The organism is Listeria monocytogenes ATCC 19117 (assembly GCF_000307025.1).
In the GTDB taxonomy this organism is placed as follows: Bacteria; Bacillota; Bacilli; order Lactobacillales; family Listeriaceae; genus Listeria; species Listeria monocytogenes_B.
Genome location: NC_018584.1, coordinates 2,154,681 through 2,172,921, shown reverse-complemented (window position 1 = coordinate 2,172,921; position 18,241 = coordinate 2,154,681). Strand labels below are relative to the sequence as shown.

At 37.9% G+C, this 18,241-nt stretch carries 19 protein-coding genes and 1 tRNA gene; 16 read left to right on the top strand and 4 right to left on the bottom strand.

The annotated features are described in order from the left end of the window. Window positions 1–35: 35 nt before the first annotated feature. Window positions 36–1,406, bottom strand: coding sequence for an argininosuccinate lyase (gene argH, locus LMOATCC19117_RS10700; RefSeq protein ID WP_003724519.1), 1,371 nt, complete (start codon window positions 1,404–1,406; stop codon window positions 36–38). A gap of 3 nt (window positions 1,407–1,409) precedes the next feature. Then, window positions 1,410–2,624: an argininosuccinate synthase gene (locus LMOATCC19117_RS10695; protein ID WP_003724518.1), complete on the bottom strand. Its 1,215-nt coding sequence runs from the start codon at window positions 2,622–2,624 to the stop codon at window positions 1,410–1,412. 214 nt (window positions 2,625–2,838) lie between these two features. On the opposite strand from LMOATCC19117_RS10695, the gene LMOATCC19117_RS10690 reads away from it, so the two are divergent. The 5 genes from LMOATCC19117_RS10690 (at window position 2,839) to LMOATCC19117_RS10670 (ending at window position 9,616) form a co-directional block, all read left to right on the top strand. After that, window positions 2,839–3,882 carry an alpha/beta hydrolase gene (locus LMOATCC19117_RS10690; RefSeq protein ID WP_003724517.1) on the top strand — a complete coding sequence of 348 codons (1,044 nt, stop codon included), beginning with the start codon at window positions 2,839–2,841 and terminating at the stop codon, window positions 3,880–3,882. Window positions 3,883–3,992: 110 nt separating this feature from the next. Continuing rightward, window positions 3,993–4,583, top strand: coding sequence for an efflux pump transcriptional regulator FepR (fepR, locus tag LMOATCC19117_RS10685; protein WP_003724516.1), 591 nt, complete (start codon window positions 3,993–3,995; stop codon window positions 4,581–4,583). A gap of 9 nt (window positions 4,584–4,592) precedes the next feature. After that, on the top strand, window positions 4,593–5,924 hold the full coding sequence (gene fepA / locus LMOATCC19117_RS10680) for a multidrug efflux MATE transporter FepA (protein ID WP_003728358.1): 1,332 nt from the start codon (window positions 4,593–4,595) through the stop codon (window positions 5,922–5,924). 635 nt (window positions 5,925–6,559) lie between these two features. Then, on the top strand, window positions 6,560–7,831 hold the full coding sequence (locus LMOATCC19117_RS10675) for a helix-turn-helix domain-containing protein (RefSeq protein ID WP_003728359.1): 1,272 nt from the start codon (window positions 6,560–6,562) through the stop codon (window positions 7,829–7,831). 96 nt (window positions 7,832–7,927) lie between these two features. Then, window positions 7,928–9,616, top strand: a complete 1,689-nt coding sequence (locus tag LMOATCC19117_RS10670; RefSeq protein ID WP_003744320.1) for a SpaA isopeptide-forming pilin-related protein — start codon at window positions 7,928–7,930, stop codon at window positions 9,614–9,616. A 52-nt stretch (window positions 9,617–9,668) separates the two neighbouring features. Here LMOATCC19117_RS10670 and LMOATCC19117_RS10665 read toward each other — a convergent pair. After that, a tRNA-Leu gene (locus tag LMOATCC19117_RS10665) sits at window positions 9,669–9,752 on the bottom strand. Window positions 9,753–9,883: 131 nt separating this feature from the next. Between LMOATCC19117_RS10665 and LMOATCC19117_RS10660 the strand changes: the two genes are divergently transcribed. The 11 genes from LMOATCC19117_RS10660 (at window position 9,884) to LMOATCC19117_RS15055 (ending at window position 17,067) form a co-directional block, all read left to right on the top strand. Then, the gene (locus LMOATCC19117_RS10660; RefSeq protein WP_003731360.1) at window positions 9,884–10,777 is read left to right on the top strand and encodes an aminoglycoside phosphotransferase family protein; all 894 of its coding nucleotides are present in this window, start codon (window positions 9,884–9,886) and stop codon (window positions 10,775–10,777) included. After that, window positions 10,774–11,400, top strand: a complete 627-nt coding sequence (locus tag LMOATCC19117_RS10655; protein ID WP_003724511.1) for a GyrI-like domain-containing protein — start codon at window positions 10,774–10,776, stop codon at window positions 11,398–11,400. Before LMOATCC19117_RS10660 ends, LMOATCC19117_RS10655 begins: the two co-directional genes overlap by 4 nt. A 105-nt stretch (window positions 11,401–11,505) precedes the next feature. Continuing rightward, window positions 11,506–11,895 carry a fluoride efflux transporter CrcB gene (crcB, locus tag LMOATCC19117_RS10650; RefSeq protein WP_003724510.1) on the top strand — a complete coding sequence of 130 codons (390 nt, stop codon included), beginning with the start codon at window positions 11,506–11,508 and terminating at the stop codon, window positions 11,893–11,895. Next, window positions 11,885–12,241, top strand: coding sequence for a fluoride efflux transporter CrcB (crcB, locus tag LMOATCC19117_RS10645; protein ID WP_003724509.1), 357 nt, complete (start codon window positions 11,885–11,887; stop codon window positions 12,239–12,241). The genes crcB (LMOATCC19117_RS10650) and crcB (LMOATCC19117_RS10645) overlap by 11 nt, the downstream gene beginning before the upstream one ends. 94 nt (window positions 12,242–12,335) lie before the next feature. Further along, complete coding sequence (locus LMOATCC19117_RS10640; protein WP_003740741.1) at window positions 12,336–12,716, top strand: hypothetical protein; 381 nt, start codon at window positions 12,336–12,338, stop codon at window positions 12,714–12,716. A 133-nt stretch (window positions 12,717–12,849) separates the two neighbouring features. Beyond that, on the top strand, window positions 12,850–13,995 hold the full coding sequence (locus LMOATCC19117_RS10635; RefSeq protein WP_072219545.1) for a hypothetical protein: 1,146 nt from the start codon (window positions 12,850–12,852) through the stop codon (window positions 13,993–13,995). A gap of 104 nt (window positions 13,996–14,099) precedes the next feature. After that, the gene (tsaE, locus tag LMOATCC19117_RS10630; RefSeq protein WP_003724506.1) at window positions 14,100–14,561 is read left to right on the top strand and encodes a tRNA (adenosine(37)-N6)-threonylcarbamoyltransferase complex ATPase subunit type 1 TsaE; all 462 of its coding nucleotides are present in this window, start codon (window positions 14,100–14,102) and stop codon (window positions 14,559–14,561) included. Beyond that, window positions 14,558–15,250: a tRNA (adenosine(37)-N6)-threonylcarbamoyltransferase complex dimerization subunit type 1 TsaB gene (tsaB, locus tag LMOATCC19117_RS10625; RefSeq protein ID WP_003724505.1), complete on the top strand. Its 693-nt coding sequence runs from the start codon at window positions 14,558–14,560 to the stop codon at window positions 15,248–15,250. Before tsaE ends, tsaB begins: the two co-directional genes overlap by 4 nt. Next, window positions 15,247–15,702 carry a ribosomal protein S18-alanine N-acetyltransferase gene (gene rimI, locus LMOATCC19117_RS10620; protein ID WP_003740738.1) on the top strand — a complete coding sequence of 152 codons (456 nt, stop codon included), beginning with the start codon at window positions 15,247–15,249 and terminating at the stop codon, window positions 15,700–15,702. The genes tsaB and rimI overlap by 4 nt, the downstream gene beginning before the upstream one ends. Further along, window positions 15,699–16,721 carry a tRNA (adenosine(37)-N6)-threonylcarbamoyltransferase complex transferase subunit TsaD gene (gene tsaD, locus LMOATCC19117_RS10615; RefSeq protein ID WP_003731356.1) on the top strand — a complete coding sequence of 341 codons (1,023 nt, stop codon included), beginning with the start codon at window positions 15,699–15,701 and terminating at the stop codon, window positions 16,719–16,721. The genes rimI and tsaD overlap by 4 nt, the downstream gene beginning before the upstream one ends. Before the next feature lie 286 nt (window positions 16,722–17,007). Beyond that, window positions 17,008–17,067 (top strand): hypothetical protein, encoded by a 60-nt coding sequence (locus tag LMOATCC19117_RS15055; protein WP_241762112.1) that lies wholly within the window; start codon window positions 17,008–17,010, stop codon window positions 17,065–17,067. A gap of 198 nt (window positions 17,068–17,265) precedes the next feature. On the opposite strand, the gene LMOATCC19117_RS10610 is transcribed toward LMOATCC19117_RS15055, so the two are convergent. Continuing rightward, window positions 17,266–18,225, bottom strand: coding sequence for an alpha/beta hydrolase (locus LMOATCC19117_RS10610; RefSeq protein WP_003724502.1), 960 nt, complete (start codon window positions 18,223–18,225; stop codon window positions 17,266–17,268). Between the last annotated feature and the right edge of the window lie 16 nt (window positions 18,226–18,241).

The window sequence follows — 18,241 nt, the reverse complement described above, 5'->3', positions numbered from 1 at the left end:
AAAAACTGGAACGCCATTCAGCATCCCAGTTAGTTTTACAATGTTTTTTTCGCGTTTTCGAGAGCAACTTTAATTTGATCAAATCCAGTCCCGCCGTAAGAATTTCTTTTTTGCACGGCAGTTTTAGAGGAAAGCACCACGTAAATATCATCATCAATAAGTGGATTTATTTCCTGATAGTGGCTAAGCGCTACATCTTGCAAATAAATCCCATTTTGCGTACATTCAAGCACCAATTTCCCAACAATCTCATGCGCTTCTCTAAATGGAACGCCTTTTTTCGCTAAATAATCTGCTAGTTCCGTCGCATTGGAAAAATCTTTTTGCGTCGATTCTTCCATTATTTCTGTGTTGATCTTCATCGTTTCAATCATTCCTGCGAAAATATCTAAGCTTGTTTGAACCGTCTCAAGCGTATCAAACATGCCTTCCTTATCTTCTTGCAAGTCTTTATTGTAAGCGAGTGGGAGACCTTTTAAAACCGTTAGCATGCCGAACAGGTTTCCGTAAACCCGGCCAGTTTTACCGCGAATTAACTCAGCCATATCTGGATTTTTCTTTTGCGGCATAATAGAACTTCCCGTTGAAAAAGCGTCCGTTAACTCGACAAATTGAAACTCATGACTCGTCCAAAGTATCAGTTCCTCACAAAAACGCGATAAATGCATCATTAAGATAGAACTGTTACTAAGAAACTCAATAATAAAATCACGATCACTCACGCCGTCTAAACTATTTTCATAGATAGCGGAAAAACCAAGTAATTCAGCGCTGTAGGCTCGGTCAATCGGAAAAGTCGTCCCAGCCAGCGCAGCAGAACCGAGCGGTGAAATATCAATCCGTTTGACACTTTCTTCTAAACGCTCCAAATCCCGTGTAAACATTCCAAAGTAAGCTAATAAATGATGTGCAAAAGAGATGGGTTGGGCGTGTTGCAAGTGTGTATAGCCAGGCATAATCGTTTCGACGTTCGCCTCCGCTTTTTGGACTAGCACCACGCGTAAATGTTTTAATGACTGAATAATTTCTGCTACGGCTTGTTTTAAATACAAATGCATGTCTGTTGCAACTTGATCATTCCGACTGCGCGCCGTATGAAGTTTTCCAGCGACTGGGCCGATTTCCTCGTGCAATAGTTTTTCGATATTTAAATGAATATCTTCGTTAACTGTGCTGAATTCGAGCTCACCAAGCGCTAATTTTTCTTGGAGGATTTTTAATCCGGCCGTAATTTCAGCTGCTTCTGAAGCAGGAATAATTCCGCATTTGCTGAGCATAGCGACATGCGCTAAACTTCCCGCCAAGTCTTCTTTTGCCATTTTTTGATCAAAAGAAATCGAAGCACCAAAATCGTCAATCCATGCTTCACTTTTCCCTTGAAAACGTCCGCCCCATAGTTTTTCCATTTTTTACACCTCAGTTGTTATTGTCACTTTTGAATTAACTTCTGCGCTTACTTTCGTTGGTAATCCCCAAAGCTTGATGAAACCAACTGCTGCATCTTGGTCGAATGTATCGGAAGACGTGTAAGTCGCTAGGTTTTCATCATAAAGCGAATTTGGTGATTTTCTTCCTTCCACAATGGCATGGCCTTTAAACAGTTTTACACGAATCGTTCCGTTCACGAATTTTTGCGTGGATTTTAAGAAAGCAACTAATGCTTCTGTCAAAGGTGAGAACCATAGGCCATTGTAAATTGTTTCGCTGATTTTTTGTTCGATAATAGGTTTGAAATGTGCCACTTCACGAACAAAAGTTAAATCTTCTAATTCTTTATGTGCAGTAATCAAAGTGACTGCGGCCGGACATTCATATACTTCACGTGATTTAATACCAACTAAACGATTTTCGATATGATCGATTCTACCGACACCATGTTTTCCAGCAATTTCATTTAAAGTAAGGATCAAATTTGCTAGGCTCATATTTTCTCCATTTAGAGAAATTGGAATACCAGCATCAAACGTAATTTCAACAATATCTGGTGTATCTGGTGCGTCTTCTAAACTCACTGTTAAGTCGTAAGCTGCTTCTGGTGGTGTTGTCCATGGGTTTTCAAGCACCCCACATTCGTTACTTCTACCCCAAAGGTTTTGGTCAATCGAGAAAGGATTATCTAAATCAATTGGAACAGGGATGTTATGTTCTTTGGCGTAATTGATTTCTTCTTCTCTAGACCATTTCCAATCACGGACAGGGGAAACAACTTTTAAATCAGGAGCAAGTGCATGAATCGCTACTTCAAACCGAACTTGGTCATTTCCTTTACCAGTACAACCATGAGCGATAGCAGAGGCACCTTCTTGACGAGCTACTTCTACTAATTTTTTCGCAATTAACGGACGACTTAAAGCGGAAATAAGCGGATATTTTCCTTCATAATATGCGTGGGCTTGAAGGGCAATTAACGCAAAATCCTCCGCGAATTCTTCTTTTGCATCAATCGTGTAGGATTCACTTGCTCCAACAGTAATGGCTTTTTCTTTAATAAAATCCAAATTTTTGCCTTCACCAACATCTAAGCAACATGCAATAACTTCATAACCTGATTCTACTAACCACTGAATTGCCACAGAAGTATCTAACCCACCTGAGTAAGCTAATACGATTTTTTCTTTCGCCATTGTAAACATCCCCTATTCATAAATATACAAACATTTGTATTTATATTAACACTGATGCTTTTATATATCAACCTTTTTATTTTGGATTATTCATAATTATGCTTAAAAATACATTTTTAAATAAAAATAATCATTTCAAATAGTAATAAATTGGTTCCTGTTCATAAAACTGCTATACTTGTTAATGAAGTTATATTGAAGGAGTTGAGCGAATGTGAAAAATACAATAAAATGGATCGCTATCGGTTTTGCTGGGATCATTCTACTTCCATTATTAATCGTTTTCTTTATTTACAAAAAAGCGGTTGGGAAAAAAGAATATAATCCCGAGGTACTGGAGAATTTAGATGAAGCTTCACAGAAATTTGTGAAAAACACTTCACCATTATCCGACGTAGATTCGCGATATAAATATATGAGACTAGCGACAAAAGCATTACCTTCAGCAAAAGATATCGAAATTGGCGATGTTGAAAATAAAAAAATTGATGGCCCGGCTGGCAAAATTCCAATTAGAATTTATACGCCGCAAGAAGACGGACCTTTTGAAATTATCGTTTACTATCATGGTGGCGGATTTGTTCTAGGCGGACTGCAAACGCATGACGCGATTGCCAGAAAACTTGTTCAAACAACAGGCGCTCGCGTTGTTACTGTTGATTACCGACTTGCTCCAGAAAATCCATTCCCAGCAGCAGTGGAAGATGCCTATGCCGCGCTACTATGGGTTCAAAATCATCGTACTAGCTTGCGAGCTAAATCCTCAGACATTATCGTTGCAGGAGATAGCGTAGGAGGAAACTTAGCAACCGTTGTGACTCAAATTGCTAAATCAAAAGGTAAACCAAATATCACTGCTCAAATTTTACTTTATCCAGCGACAGATATTTTCAGTCGTGATGCGTCTGTTCTTTATCCTTCAATGGATGAATTTGCAGAAGGCTATGTGCTTACGAAAGAATCATTAGATAAATTCTTTAAATTATATATTGCGAATGCAAGCGATCGTAAATACGATCCACTCGTTGCACCAATACGTAGCAAAGATTTAGTCGGACTACCAAAAACATTTATTGCGACTGCTGAATTTGATCCACTTAGAGATCAAGGGGAAGCATATGCGAAGAAATTAAAAGACGCCGGCGTAGAAGTATTTGCCAAACGCTTTGAAAAAGTTCCACATGGCTTCATGACAACTAACTCAGAAGCGACCGATGAGACATACGAATTGATTAGCGAGTTTTTAGAAGAAAAATAAATCCATGAATCCACTCTTTTATTAGAGTGGATTTTTTTGTTGACAAAGAAATTTTTTCGTGAGAGAATGACTTACGAACGGTCGTCAGTTTTTGCGAGAGGAGTGGAATGATGAGAAAAGAAGAAATCAAACAAGCTGCACTGACACTTTTTGCTAATAACGGTTTTGAAGGAACATCGCTTGCTGATATTGCAGGGGTTGTGGGGCTGAAGAAACAATCCATCTATTCTCATTTTAAAGATAAAGATGATTTGTTTTTATCCATTATGAAGGACGCGAAATCAACAGAAATAGATTACTACCGGGCAAAACTTCGGGATAGTGATTTATCCAGACCAGATCTTGTTTTGTCTAGTTTACTTTTTGGTGTGAAGGAATTATACGATACGGACGAGGCCTATCAATTTTGGTTGCGTTACGGGTTTTATCCGCCGAAGCATTTGTATGAAGTGGTCCAAGCAGATATTACCGAGAATGTGCTACAAATGGAACATGAATTTACTAATTTATTTAGCAATTGGATGGAGCAAAAGTTAATTCCAATGCAAGATGTGGAAACGATGAAAGAAGCTTATATGGGAATTCTCGACGCAGTTATCGTAGACATTGTGTACGTGAACGACCCAGAAAGAACGGAAAAGAAAATCACAGCTTTATGGCAAATTTTCTGGAGAGGAATTACGCTAAAAGCTTTGAATTAGAGGTGTAGTATGGCAAAAAATATGGAAATTTTAGAAACAGATTCAGTTAAAAAGATTTACTTTAGATATTTAATTCCTTCCTTAGTGGGAATGTTGTTAATGTCTTTAAATATTGTGATTGATGGAATTTTTGTTGGGCATAAGCTCGGCGGAGTGGCGCTGGCTGGCATAAATATAGCGGTGCCTGTATTTACGATTTTTACAGCGATTTCTATTTGGATTGGGATTGGTGCTGCGACTCAATTTTCCTTTGCGATCGGGGAGAAAAATGTCGCGAAAGCTCAAACGATTTTCACCAATGCGATTCTAGCTGTTGTTTCAATCACTGTTATTATTGGAATTATAGCGTTTATTTTTAAAGTACCATTAGCTTATTTTTTAGGTGCGAATGATGATACGATTGGTTATGTGCTCGAGTATATGAATATCCTGCTCGTATTTGGATTTGCGCTTACACTAGAAAATATTTTAAGTATTTTTGTACGTAACGATGGCGATCCTAATTTATCGATGATTGCGCTTATTGTAACAGCAATCAGTAATGTTATTTTGAACTATTTATTCTTATTTGTATTCGAATGGGGCGTTACGGGTTCTGCGCTTGCTACGATGATTGCAATCATTATCGGTGTACTCATTTTAATTACCCATTTCTTCAAAAAATCAAGTCGTTTAAAATTTGTCAAAGTGGACTGGAACAAAGCGTTTTTTAAGAAAACTTTAGCAATTGGCTTACCGAGCTTTTTAGCGGAAGTTGGGGTGTCTGTATTTACGCTAGGTTATAATATTTCGATTGCGGCTATTGCTGGGACTGCTGGTGTGGCGGCGTTCTCGGTACTCAATTATACGCACAGTGTGATTTTGATGCTGTTCCTTGGAATGGGGTCCGCGATTCAACCACTTATTAGTTATTATCGGGGCGCGAAAGCTAGACAAAAAGAAATAGAAACGTTGAAAATTGCGATTATGGTAGCGTTCAGCACTGGAGTAGGCTTTTTGCTCGTTGGTCTCTTCGGTTCCAACTTGCTCGTTTCGATGTTCGGGAACTTTAGCCCGGAAATTAAAGATTTAGCAAGTAACGGTATCAAATTATTCTATACAGCTTATCTGTTCATGGGCTTCAACTTTGTTATGATGACCTATTTCCAAACATCGGACAAGGTAAAAATGGCTACATGGATAACGATATCGCGTGAGATTATTTTCATGGTCATCTTCCTATTAGTGTTGCCACCAATCATTGGTATCCCGGGCGTTTGGCTAGCAATTCCAATTTCAGAAATGATTGTAGCAGCATCCATCATATTCTATATGAAGAAAAAACATATTCTATTTAAATAAAAATGAGACAAAGATAGATGATATCTTCGTCTTTTTAGGAAATTAATACTAAATATGGACTTGAAAAAGGTGGAAGTAAGATGAATTTTCCTTTTTAGAGATTAATTGAATTTGAATGGTAAAATGAAAATCTACGTTTCCGTTTTTGCGTAGACAGGTTTTAAAAGGGAATGTGTAGAGAAAATTTATAGATTCGATAAGGGATAGAGTCTATAAAACTTGTTGTTTTATTAACGGAGTAGTTTGCATGTGGGAGCAAACTAAGAAGTAATAAAATGTCGGTATTAGGTGAAATTTAGGAATTCAAAAGGAAAATTTTTATTTCACCTATGCCGGACAACAAAAAATCCACAGCGATGATTATGGCAAATTAGTGAAGCTTTTTTCAAAATAGCTATACAGGAGCAAATATAACAAAACGTTTTAGGTCCAAGAGCAATCATGCTTTTTTTGATCTAAAACGTTTTCTATGTAAGGGCGAACGCTTTAGGTTAGTAGTTTAAAAAAGCTAATTTAACAAGCTTTTTTAGAAAATATAAAAATGAAAGCAAAAAAGTAGCTGGAAAAAGTAGTTGTTTTCCATTTCGAAATGTTTATAATTAAGAGGAAAATATTGAAAAAACGGCGGTGACATCATGAACTTAATCGGTTTGCGAATTAAAAATATTCGTAAAGAGAAACAGCTGACATTAAAAGACGTAGCGCAAGGAATTATCTCTGTGCCTTATTTAGCAAATATAGAAAATGGTATTAAAGTTGCTTCTTTGGAAACGTTGATACACATAGCAAGAAGGTTAGAAATACCGGAAGAAGTGTTATTGATGAGCGAAGATGAAGAGAATAGAGCACTTTTGAAAGAATTGGATGAGATTTTTAAACTATTGGTTTGTTCTAATCCTAAAGAAATAGAAAGTAGATTAAAGAAAATAGCGGAAAATGTAGAGCTGCAGCACGAATCACCAGCTGTCGAACTTAGCTTTTATTGTTTACAGGTGGCATTTTATTACAAGACTTGGAAATTTTCAAGAGCGGAAGAAGTGGAAGCTAAATATTTAAAGAACGCAGAAAAACGAGTGGAAAATGCTTTCCCGCCCCAATTGCTTTCCTACTATTATTACGGTCAGGCAGTAAAACATTCTCATGCAACGTGTAATTATCAATTAGCAGTGGAGTACTGGGAAAAGTGTGTTGCTCTCACTGATAATAAAAATTTTCTCACTGTTTTTCATGTGTGCATCTGCATTAATTATATTTGCCAAAGTATTTATGAACCTGCACTTGGACATATCCAGCAAGCGTGGGATTTAATAAAGGATGAAGAGCAGGAACGTTTTGTCTCTATTCTTTATTTCTACGGTTACATTTATTTTCAAATTGGCTTTATTGGTGAGGCAAAATACAGATTTAAACAAGCACAAAAGTACTTTTCCAAATATCCAGAAGCTAAAAAAATCTATTATTTCGTCGTTCAGTTAAAAATGGCAGAAATTGAAAATATTGAGGGAAATGAGACGCTATTTCATGAAAAAATAACCTGTTTGTATAAAGAAATAATGGCCTACAAAACGACTAATATAAGCTTTAACAACAACGATTACCTTGTTATAACAGAACTGATGGTTATTTTTGCGGAAAAAGGTTTTGTTGAAGAAGCAACTTCATTAATGGGGCTGATGAATACAGTAGTTGAGCGAGTACAAGAACTGAATTACTTTATGGAATACACCGAAATATTGCTTTTATATCAACAGGATGAGCAAGTAAGTTATGAAAAGAAAATGATACAATTACTGAAAAAAATTAACGCATCAAATGATCCAGCATTAATTGAACGAGTGAAAAAGCATGCAAGTAAACATTTCGCCAAATCAACGAAATATAAAATGGCATACGATATTTTGTCTTAATATTAGAAACAGCTAGTTGTTATACTGGCTGTTTTCTTTTGCTTTTTTGCGGGTAATTAAAGGTGTTAGGTTTAGGGCGAAAAAGGGGGAGAAAGCATGCAAAAAAAATTAATAGGTAGTTTGTTTATTCTAATTGTCTTACTTATTATTGGGAGCACTTCTGAAAAAGTGCAAGCTTCTCCAACATCTTCAAATGGTTGGCAATTAAAATGGGCCATTAAAAATAATGATTTTGAAGATGTTGATATCGAGGATTATGGTGTAGATGCTGGTACGACAAATGTTTGGCAAGTAAATCAAAAAGGTGTAGAGGCCTGGGGAACAACTAATCCAACTGGGAATATTGAAGTATGGCAAAATGGTAATGGATACAATGTGCCTGCTTTTTCTGGAAACAATTTTATTGAATTAAACTCGGATGGTATTGGTCCAGTTTATCAAGACATTCGGACAATCCCAGGTTCCAATTTAACTTGGAAGTTCTCACACCGGGGGCGCATGGGGGTAGACACGGCTGATTTACTTATTGGCTCACCAGAAAGTCAAACCGAAGTGTCGCGAGTTTCTGATGGAGAAACATGGGGGAGTTTTGAAGGGAATTATATAGTGCCTGAAGGACAGACTATCACAAGGCTAACTTTCAATCCTATTTCAACAGCAAGTGGCTCACTTACCAGCGGAAATTTTTTGGATGATATTCAGTTGTATATTAATGTAAATGGCGCAAAAATTGGCGATGTTGTTTGGTACGATTTTAATGGGGATGGTATTCAACAAGATAGCGAAGAACCTGCTCCTTTCGTAAAGGTAGATTTATTAACGAAAGATGGTGTGTTTAAAGAAAGTGCGACCACGAATAATATCGGCTCTTATTTATTCACAGATGTTTTGCCGGGGGACTATCAAGTGAAATTTACCCTACCGAATAATGATTTTATTTTTTCAAAAGCAAATCAAGGCAATGATACGACGCTTAATTCCAAGCCAGATAAAACAGGGATAGCTTCAGTAAATGTACCTAATTTAAAAAGTGAGAATTTTGATATGGATGCGGGAATAACGACGAATGGTAAAGTGGAAATTCAAAAATTTTCAGGAGATAAGGCGCTGAGTGGAGCGGTTTATGCCATTAAAGATAATTCTCAATCAGAAGTGGCGAAAATAACGACTGGTCAAAATGGTACAGGGACAGCGGAAGGGCTGTCACCAGGGAAGTATACAGCAACCGAAGTTACAGCACCTCTTGGTTATCAGAAGAACCCAACACCAAAAACATTCACTATCACGTACGGCGATACAAATCCTGTCAAACTCACTTTTCAAAACGTTGAGAAAACAGGATCAATTACTATTTTTAAACAAGATGAAGCGAATAAAAAAGGTCTAGCAAATGCCGTTTTCGACGTAAAGTCAACAGATGGAACGACATTAAAAAAAGTAACTACAAATAGTAAAGGTTATGCTCTTGCTGAAAACTTACAACCCGGAACTTATGTCATAACGGAAGCAACAGCACCACCTGGCTTTGAAAAATCAACCAAAGAAATTCGCGTAACGATACCATTTAACCCTCAAAAAACTATTAATATTACTTTTAGTGATAATAAAATAATGGTACCTAAAAAACCGACTCCAACAAAGGGAAGTACAGTGGTGAAGGTAAGTGGAGAAACGACAAAAATTACTGCTCTACCACAAACGGGCGATAGTTCAAATAGCTCAACAATTTTTATAGGATTGCTTATTGTCGTAGTTAGCGGGTTATTTGTTTATAGAAGATATTAAAAATACAAAAAAATTCCAAGGTTAGCTTCTAACCTTGGAATTTTTTTATTGATGCGGCCGAGAGGACTTGAACCTCCACGGGTTTTACCCCACTAGGCCCTCAACCTAGCGCGTCTGCCGATTCCGCCACGACCGCGTATGCGTAGCAAAACTAATTATAATATTGATTCTGTTATTTTGTCAACAAATTCTACGAAGATAATTGGAAAAAAGTAAGCGTATTCTTGTATAATGAAGAATAGTGAATTTATAGGAGGAGAGCTGATTATGGATGTGACACAACTAAAAATGTTGCATAATGCGAAAGTGATTTCGGAAATAAACAAAGGCTTTTCTGTTGATAGGAAATACCAGGTGGATGAAACTTACCTTGTTCGTGTTTTTCCTATAGATTTACTTCAAGAACGGGAGCAAGAGTTTAAAATAATCCAAGCATTAGATTCTCAAACTCCATTTGTTCCAAAAGCATATGATTTCGGCTTTATCGAAAGAGAAGGCTATATGATTATTAGTTATTTGCGAGGCGAAGACGCAGAAATTGGCATGACCCGTTTATCTCATTCAGAACAGTTAAAAGCTGGTTTTTCAGCAGGGGAAATTTTACGAGAAGTTCATAAAATTCCGCTTGCTATACCAAAAATGAACTGGTTGGATTTTCAAACGGTTAAATTTGAACGAAAAGTGAAGGAATTAAAAGAATTAGAAATAACAGCTTTTTTTTTAACAGACACCGAAAAGTTTGTTAATGAGAATATAGCTAGATTAAAAAATAGACCGATTTGTTTACAACATGGAGATTTTCATCCAGCGAATATTATTTTAAACAACAAAAAGTTTGTGGGGCTAATTGATTTTAATCGGTTAGAGTTCGGCGATCCTTTATTTGATCTAGCTAAAATCGGCTTTTTTACAACAGAGGTCAGTATACCTTTTGCACGAGGAAATATTTTAGGCTATATTGATAAAGAAGAAGTTACGGATTTTTGGAATCTTTACGCGCTTTACACGGCGATGCATATTACTTCGGCTGTTAATTGGGCAGCAAAAAATGAATCTCGTAATTTTAAAAAGTTGATGGATTATGCAGCAAAGACGGTCGCTAGTCACGATAATTTTCAAAGGATAGTGCCGAATTGGATGAACGAGGAGGAATTCAAATGACTGAAAAGAAAATTGATTTTAAAAAAGAAGAGAAGAAATTCTACGCGCCTAAAAGGAAGCCAGAGCGTATTTTTGTTCCGGAAATGAATTTTTTGATGGTGGATGGGAAAGGTGATCCGGACGGTGAGGCGTATCAAAAAGCAGTGCAGTCTCTTTATGCGATTGCGTACACGATTAAAATGAGCAAGATGGGCGAGACGCGTCTGGATGGTTACACGGATTTTGTTGTACCGCCGCTGGAAGGTTTTTGGTGGTCTGAAGAGAGGTTTGATTTAAAGGATAGAGATGCGTGGCTTTGGACATCCATTCTTAGACAACCGGACTTTGTCACCGAAGAAGTGTTGGAATGGGCGAAAGAGGTTGCTAAGAAGAAAAAGCCTGATCTTGATACGAGTCACGTAAAATTGGTTCGTTTTGAAGAAGGAGAATGTGTGCAGATGATGCATATTGGCCCTTTTAGTGAAGAAGTGAAAACGGTCGCGGAAATGCACCAATTCATGGAAACAGAAGGACTTCATAATGATACAGGGGCTGTTCGTAAACACCACGAAATTTATTTGAGTGATCCGCGTAAAGTGGACCCAGAAAAAATGAAGACCATCCTTCGACTTCCAGTGAGTTGAATAATTGGAATGTTTTGCGTTATAGTATAGTAGAAATAGGACAAAGGCGACTGCCCGGAATACAAATATTTCAGGGTAGTTTTTTTGTGAAGTGGGGTCTTGGAGATGTATTTTTTATATGTAGGGGTTTTTGGCGCATTAGGTGGTATGTGCCGATATGCAATGAACTTGTGGCTTGGTGGCGGGGATTTTCCTTCTGCGACATTAGCAGTTAATTTAATAGGTTGTTTTTTGTTGGCTTTTCTTATGCAATTTTTGGCAGAAAAATCTCGTATTTCATTGGTAATTTTGAACGGGATTGGGACTGGTTTTATTGGCGCGTTTACGACTTTCTCGGCTTTTAGTGTAGACACAATTCAACTAGTGCAAAGTGGCGCATGGTTATTTGCGGTTAGCTATGTGTTAGCTAGTTTCATTGGTGGGCTTATTATGGTGAAGTTTGGGCGGATGCTTAGCAATAAGCTTTTGAATCGAGGTGAGCATCGTGTTAGTTAATTTCGTACTTGTAGGATTTGGAGCGGCTCTTGGTGCGATGCTACGATATGGAATTTCTGTATTGGTCAAAAGTAAATGGAAAACAAACTTTCCTTTTGCGACTTTTTTTATTAATATTACTGGTTCATTTTTATTAGGTTTTCTTGTTTCCTCTGCTCTTGGACCGGTTTGGCAACTTTTTTTAGGTACAGGATTTATGGGAGGATATACGACTTTTTCTACGTTTAAAGTGGAAAGTATGGAATTAAAATGGAAGACGAATTATCGTGTATTATTTTCTTATCTAGGTTGTACCTATGTGTTTGGCTTAATAGCTGCTTTTCTCGGTTTGATGCTTGGTGTATAAGAATTGTTTAAGAAACAAGAAAACAATTGCCTGTATTTCTGCTAAATGCTATGCTAGAAAGAACGATAAGCTTCAGAGAGGACGAGAGAGAGCGATGACAGGTTTTAAAAAGGTAATATTGCCGGTTTTACTAGTGGTACTATTTTTAGCGGGTTGTAATCAAGCAGAAGTGCCTGCTTTAGTCCTTGACGGAACAGTAACGGATACTAGTTTGTTAGAGAATAATAATGAGTTGACAGTCAATGGGACATTAACGTGGAGTGGTGAAAAAAACAATTACGCAAGTGAAGTCTTGATTACAGTGAGTAGCAATACTGCCGTAACAAATGCGACCACTGGAAAAGCAATGAAACTTGCTGATATCAAAGAGGAAGATACTGTTAGAGCTGTATTTCCACAAGGTTCAAATATTACTTCACCCGCCCCTGGAAAAGTATCTGAAAATGCTACATCTTTAAAAGTGACTCCAAAATAAAAGCGAGCGGGCCTTTCTAAAAGGAACGCTTTTTTTATAGGAATTTGTGTCAGACTAATGAACTATTGTAAATTCTCTTGTTTTCAGACCTTAAAGTGTGTTAATTTTAATGTATTAATCACCTAGGAGGAGAATCATGAAAAAAGGGATTTTATTATCAATTTTGTTAGCTTTAGTATTAGTAATCAGCGCTTGTGGGGAAAGCGCGGAAGAAAAAGCAGCAAAAACACCACAAGGTAAATTTGTTCAAACAATGAAAAATGGGATGAATGTACCTGATCAATCTACATATACAACTTCTTTTGCTGTAAATGATATCAATGTTTCAAGCACCGACCCAAGTGCTCAAACGATGGGGATTTTAAAAGACATTAAGCTTTCTGTAACAACATCAACTGACAAGAAAGCAAACAAATCAGAAGCAAAATTCAATGTAACATCAACGAATAACTTACTACCAATTTCAATGGATTTAGATTTTTTAGTAGATAGTAAAACGGGAAATGCCTATATTCCACTTAAAACCATTGTAGAGCCAGATGCTTCTTTACTTAGTTATTTAGATCAAGCGACTGGTGGTATGTGGTCTAAAATTAACACCGACTACCCTGATCTAAAAAATAAATATCTTAGTACTGAAGAATTAACCAGTTCATTAACAGATCAACCAGAGGCAAAAACAGCTGTAGATACGAAAGAAATTGAAGCAGCGACGAAAGATTTAAACAAAAAAGCGATAAAATTAGTTGATACTTATTTCACGGGCTTAGAAAAAGATCGTTTTAAAGAAGCGGATGATGGTACTGTTAGCGTTACGATTAAAAACGCCGATATCGCGAACTTGATGAACCAAGTAGCTAAATTAATGGATGATGAAAAAGTAAAAGCAGATCTTAAAGTTATTGCAGAAAGCCAAGGTTCAGATGCAGTAACAGATTTTGATTCCACGTATACAGAAATGAAATCGAGTTTAACAGATGCTGCGAAAGAATTAAAAGAAAATAAAACGTACTTAATTAATAATAAACTTACTGTAAAATCAGGAAAAGAGAACAGCTTAGATACACTTACTCTTCAAACAAAAATAGAAGATAAATCTGATGCGAGCGCTCCTGAGTCTATTAGCTTTACGGTGAAAACAAAAGCAGAAGAATTTGTTCCAATTGAAGATTTTCCTACAAAAGATGAAGTTATTTCTAGCGAAGAGCTAAATAAAATCATCACAGATGTAACAGCAAAAATGTATGGCGGAATGGATATAAGTGGAACTAATTATTAATCAATCGAAAGACGCAGCGACTTAGGTCGTTGCGTTTTTTTGATTTTTATTTTGGCGCGGCTTTGTGGTATGATATGTAGAGAAAATGATGGACGGGTGAGGTAATGGAATTCGAATTGATAATGACAAGTGAAAGAGAGACAAGGCTTCGCGCAAAACAACTTGGTGAACAATTGACAGCTGGAGATGTGATTTTGCTTGAAGGTGATCTCGGCGCGGGTAAAACTACTTTTACCAAAGGTCTCGGTGAAGGTCTTTTGATTCCGCAAATGATTAAAAGTCCGACATTTACAATCATTCGTGAATATAAGAAAGGACGCTTGCCACTTTATCATATGGACGTGTACCGTTTGGAAGATGCTTCGGCGGATGAACTTGGTTTGGAGGAGTATTTCTACGGAGCAGGTGTAAGCGTGGTTGAGTGGGCGCAGTTTGTTCGCGAAGATTTGCCAGAAGAATACTTGGAAATTCAGCTTTTTCATATAGATGAGAATACGCGTAAATTGGTTGTGAAGCCAGTTGGAGAAAGATATGAGCAACTTGCAATGGAGGTTTTTGGGAAATGATACTTGGGATGGATACGTCTTCCGATACGATGGCGATAGCGCTTTTTAATGAAGGTGTCGTTATCGGCGAATATACAACGAATTTGAAAAAAAATCATAGTGTGCGGTTGCTTCCAGCGATTGCTGTTTTGATGGAAGAATGTGGAGTAAAACCTACTGACTTAGAAAAGATTGCTGTAGCAAAAGGTCCAGGGTCTTATACCGGGCTTCGTATTGGTGTAACAGTTGCGAAAACAATGGCTTGGGATGCAGGGATTCCGATTGTCGGGATTTCCTCTTTGGCACTTTTAGCAGAGAATGGTTTGTACTTTCCTGGAAAAGTGGTCGCGTTGATGGATGCGCGCCGTAGTAATGTATATGCGGGCGTTTATCAAGCAAGCGAAGGTGAAATGCAGAGTGTTATCGCGGACGGACATATTGCGTTAACTGAATTACTAGAACAATTCCTGTCTAGCGAGGAGCCCATTTTATTTGTCGGAACCTTAACAGAACAAATTTGTGTGACTGTGACGGAAGTCCTCGGTGAGCGGGCGGTTTTTGCGCAGGCAGATTATACTTACTCACGAGCTAGTTCTCTTGTAAAACTGGCAGAGAATTTAGACGGAGAACCGGCAGACAACTTTGTTCCTGATTATTTAAAACTGGCAGAAGCGGAGAGCAAATGGTTGGAATCGAGGGGTTCCGAGTGAGTTTGGATGAAGCCTTATTATTTCGGGAAGCAACCGTGACTGACTTGAAAAGTATTATGAATGTCGAAAATGCAGCATTCACGGTACCTTGGACGGAAGCAGCTTTTCGGAATGAATTTATTATTAACCAATACGCCTATTATTTACTTGCGATATATAAGGAACAAGTAGTAGGTTATGCGGGTGTTTGGCTCGTTTTAGATGAAGGACATATTACGAATATTGCGATTCATCCAGATTATCAAGGGAATCATTATGGTGAGGCGCTTTTGCGAGAAATGATTCGAGTTGCGAAAGAGCGTGGAGTTGTTCGGATGACGTTAGAAGTTCGCGTATCCAACGATGTAGCACAAGGGCTTTATAAGAAATTAGGATTTCAAGACGGCGCCATTCGGAAAAACTATTATCCGGATACGAAAGAAGACGCGCTAGTGATGTGGGTGGACTTATGAAAAAAAATACATTAATTCTTGGAATAGAATCTAGCTGCGATGAAACAGCTGCTTCTGTTGTAAAAAATGGCAATGAAATTATATCGAGTGTGGTGGCTTCTCAAATTGAGAGCCATAAACGATTTGGCGGGGTAGTTCCTGAAATCGCATCAAGACATCATGTGGAGCAAATTACGCTTGTGATTGAAGAAGCTTTAAAACAAGCAAATGTGACGATGGATGATTTAGACGGGATAGCTGTGACAGAAGGTCCAGGTCTAGTTGGTGCGCTGCTTATCGGTGTGAATGCGGCTAAAACGCTCGCTTTTATGCACAATTTACCTTTAGTTGGCGTGCATCATATTGCTGGCCATATTTATGCAAATCGTTTTGAAACTGAATTCAAATTTCCGCTACTTTCATTAGTTGTCAGCGGCGGTCATACTGAACTAGTTTTAATGAAAGCAGATAATGAGTTTGAAATTATCGGGGAGACAAGGGACGATGCAGCTGGTGAAGCTTATGATAAAGTGGCACGTACACTTGGTCTCGCATACCCAGGCGGCGTGCAAATTGATAAACTTGCCAAAGACGGCGAAGATACGTTTCATTTCCCAAGAGCGATGATGGATGAGGGTTCGTTTGATTTTAGTTTTAGTGGATTGAAGTCTTCCTTTATTAACACGCTTCATAATTTAAGGCAGCGTGGTGAGGAGCCAAATCCAAACGATATGGCGGCGAGTTTTCAAGCAAGCGTTGTGGATGTTTTAGTAAGCAAAACGATTCGTGCTGCTAAACAATACGATGTGAAACAACTGCTTCTTGCGGGAGGCGTGGCAGCGAACCAAGGTTTACGAGAACGCCTTATTCAAGAAGTAAAACTAGAGCTTCCAGAGACAGAACTGATTATTCCACCATTAGCCTTATGCGGAGACAATGCGGCAATGATTGCTGCTGCAGGGACTGTGAGTTTCTTACAAGGAAAACGTAGTGGTTTTGATATGAATGCGAATCCGGGATTATTGCTGGAAGATATATAAAAAGCGCGCGATTTTTCGTTCCGCACGCTTCGGACTGCAGTGAAAGTGAACTATTACTTTCGCTGCAGTCTATTTTTATTAGCTCAATTTTCTGGTTATGCCTCTAAAATACAACTTTCGCGCCAACTCTTTTTCTAAAGATACTTGCATGCTATAATTGTGATGCAAATAAGTTTATGGTGGTGCACCAGCCTTTTTCATCCAGAAAGTAGGTGGTGTTTATGTTGTTTTTTAGGCGTTACCTGGAAAGGATAAACGTGTGACTGTTTTCGAGAGTCTTACGCTGATGATTGCTTTTGCAGTCTTAGTCGTAACAATCATGAACAGCAAAAATGACAAAAAATAAAAACCACTCATAAGCCTGACAGCTAGTGGTTTTTAAATAAATCATATAAAAGGCTGTCACCATCTTAAATGGTGTTTGCGAGAGAGTCATGTTGTCGCATGGCTCTCTTTTCATTTATATAGTAACACATTTACTTATTACTTGCCAATTTTTTCCTTCCTAACAGATAGTATCTAGTTCCTAGAGGATAACTGCTTTTTACATCGTTTTATTTAAAAATTGGCGTACTTTTTCTTCGTATGTCTTTGGATCTACCGTGAATGCTTGACCGTGTTCTGCTCCTTTGACAATCCATTTTTCTTTATAGCTATTGGTAGCTTTATAGAGTTCGTCTACCATATTTGTAGGGACGAAAGCATCAGCATCACCGTGGATGTAAAAAATGGGTACGTCTGTTTTAGCGACCGCATCAACTGCACTTGCTTCGCTGAAAAAGAAACCTTCTTTGAATTTATTAATCAGACTAGCTGTTGGGATTATTGGGAATTTCGGTAAGTGGAACATGGCTTTTAGTTGATACGAAAGTTCGGCGTCCATCGATGTATAGCCGCAATCAGCGATAATACTTTTTACTTGTTTTGGTAGTTTTTCGCCGCTTGTCATAAGGACAGTGGAGCTACCCATGGACACGCCATGTAGTGCGATTTGAGTGTCCGTACCATTTTTGTCGATTACTTGGTCAATCCACTGCACATAATCTTTGCGTTCAGGCCAACCAAATCCAATATTTTCACCTTCGCTTTTGCCGTGCGCTCTAGCATCAGGCATTAAAACGTTGTAACCAAATTTTTCATGATACATTCGAGCGAGACCTGCCATTTCGACTTTACCGCTTTTACCGCGATAACCGTGGGCTAAAATGATGGTTGTGTTAGATGGTTTATCTGCTGCTAAATAAGTAGCAACAAGTTTCAAATCGTCTGCTGAGGTTTCTGTCCATTGCGTGAGATTTTGCTTTTCCATCCAAGCCACATTTTCTTCCCGGTTTTTCTTTGCTAGTTTGGCTGTGGCAGTGGTTTCGTCTGTTGTTGCAGTGTCATTCATGCTGGAATTGTCACGAGCTAAAGCATAACTATACAAGTAAAAACTTGCGCAAATAGTAATAATGACAAGTAAACCAACGATAATCGAACTAGAAATAATTAAAATCTTTTTCATTGTTTGCTCCTTTTTT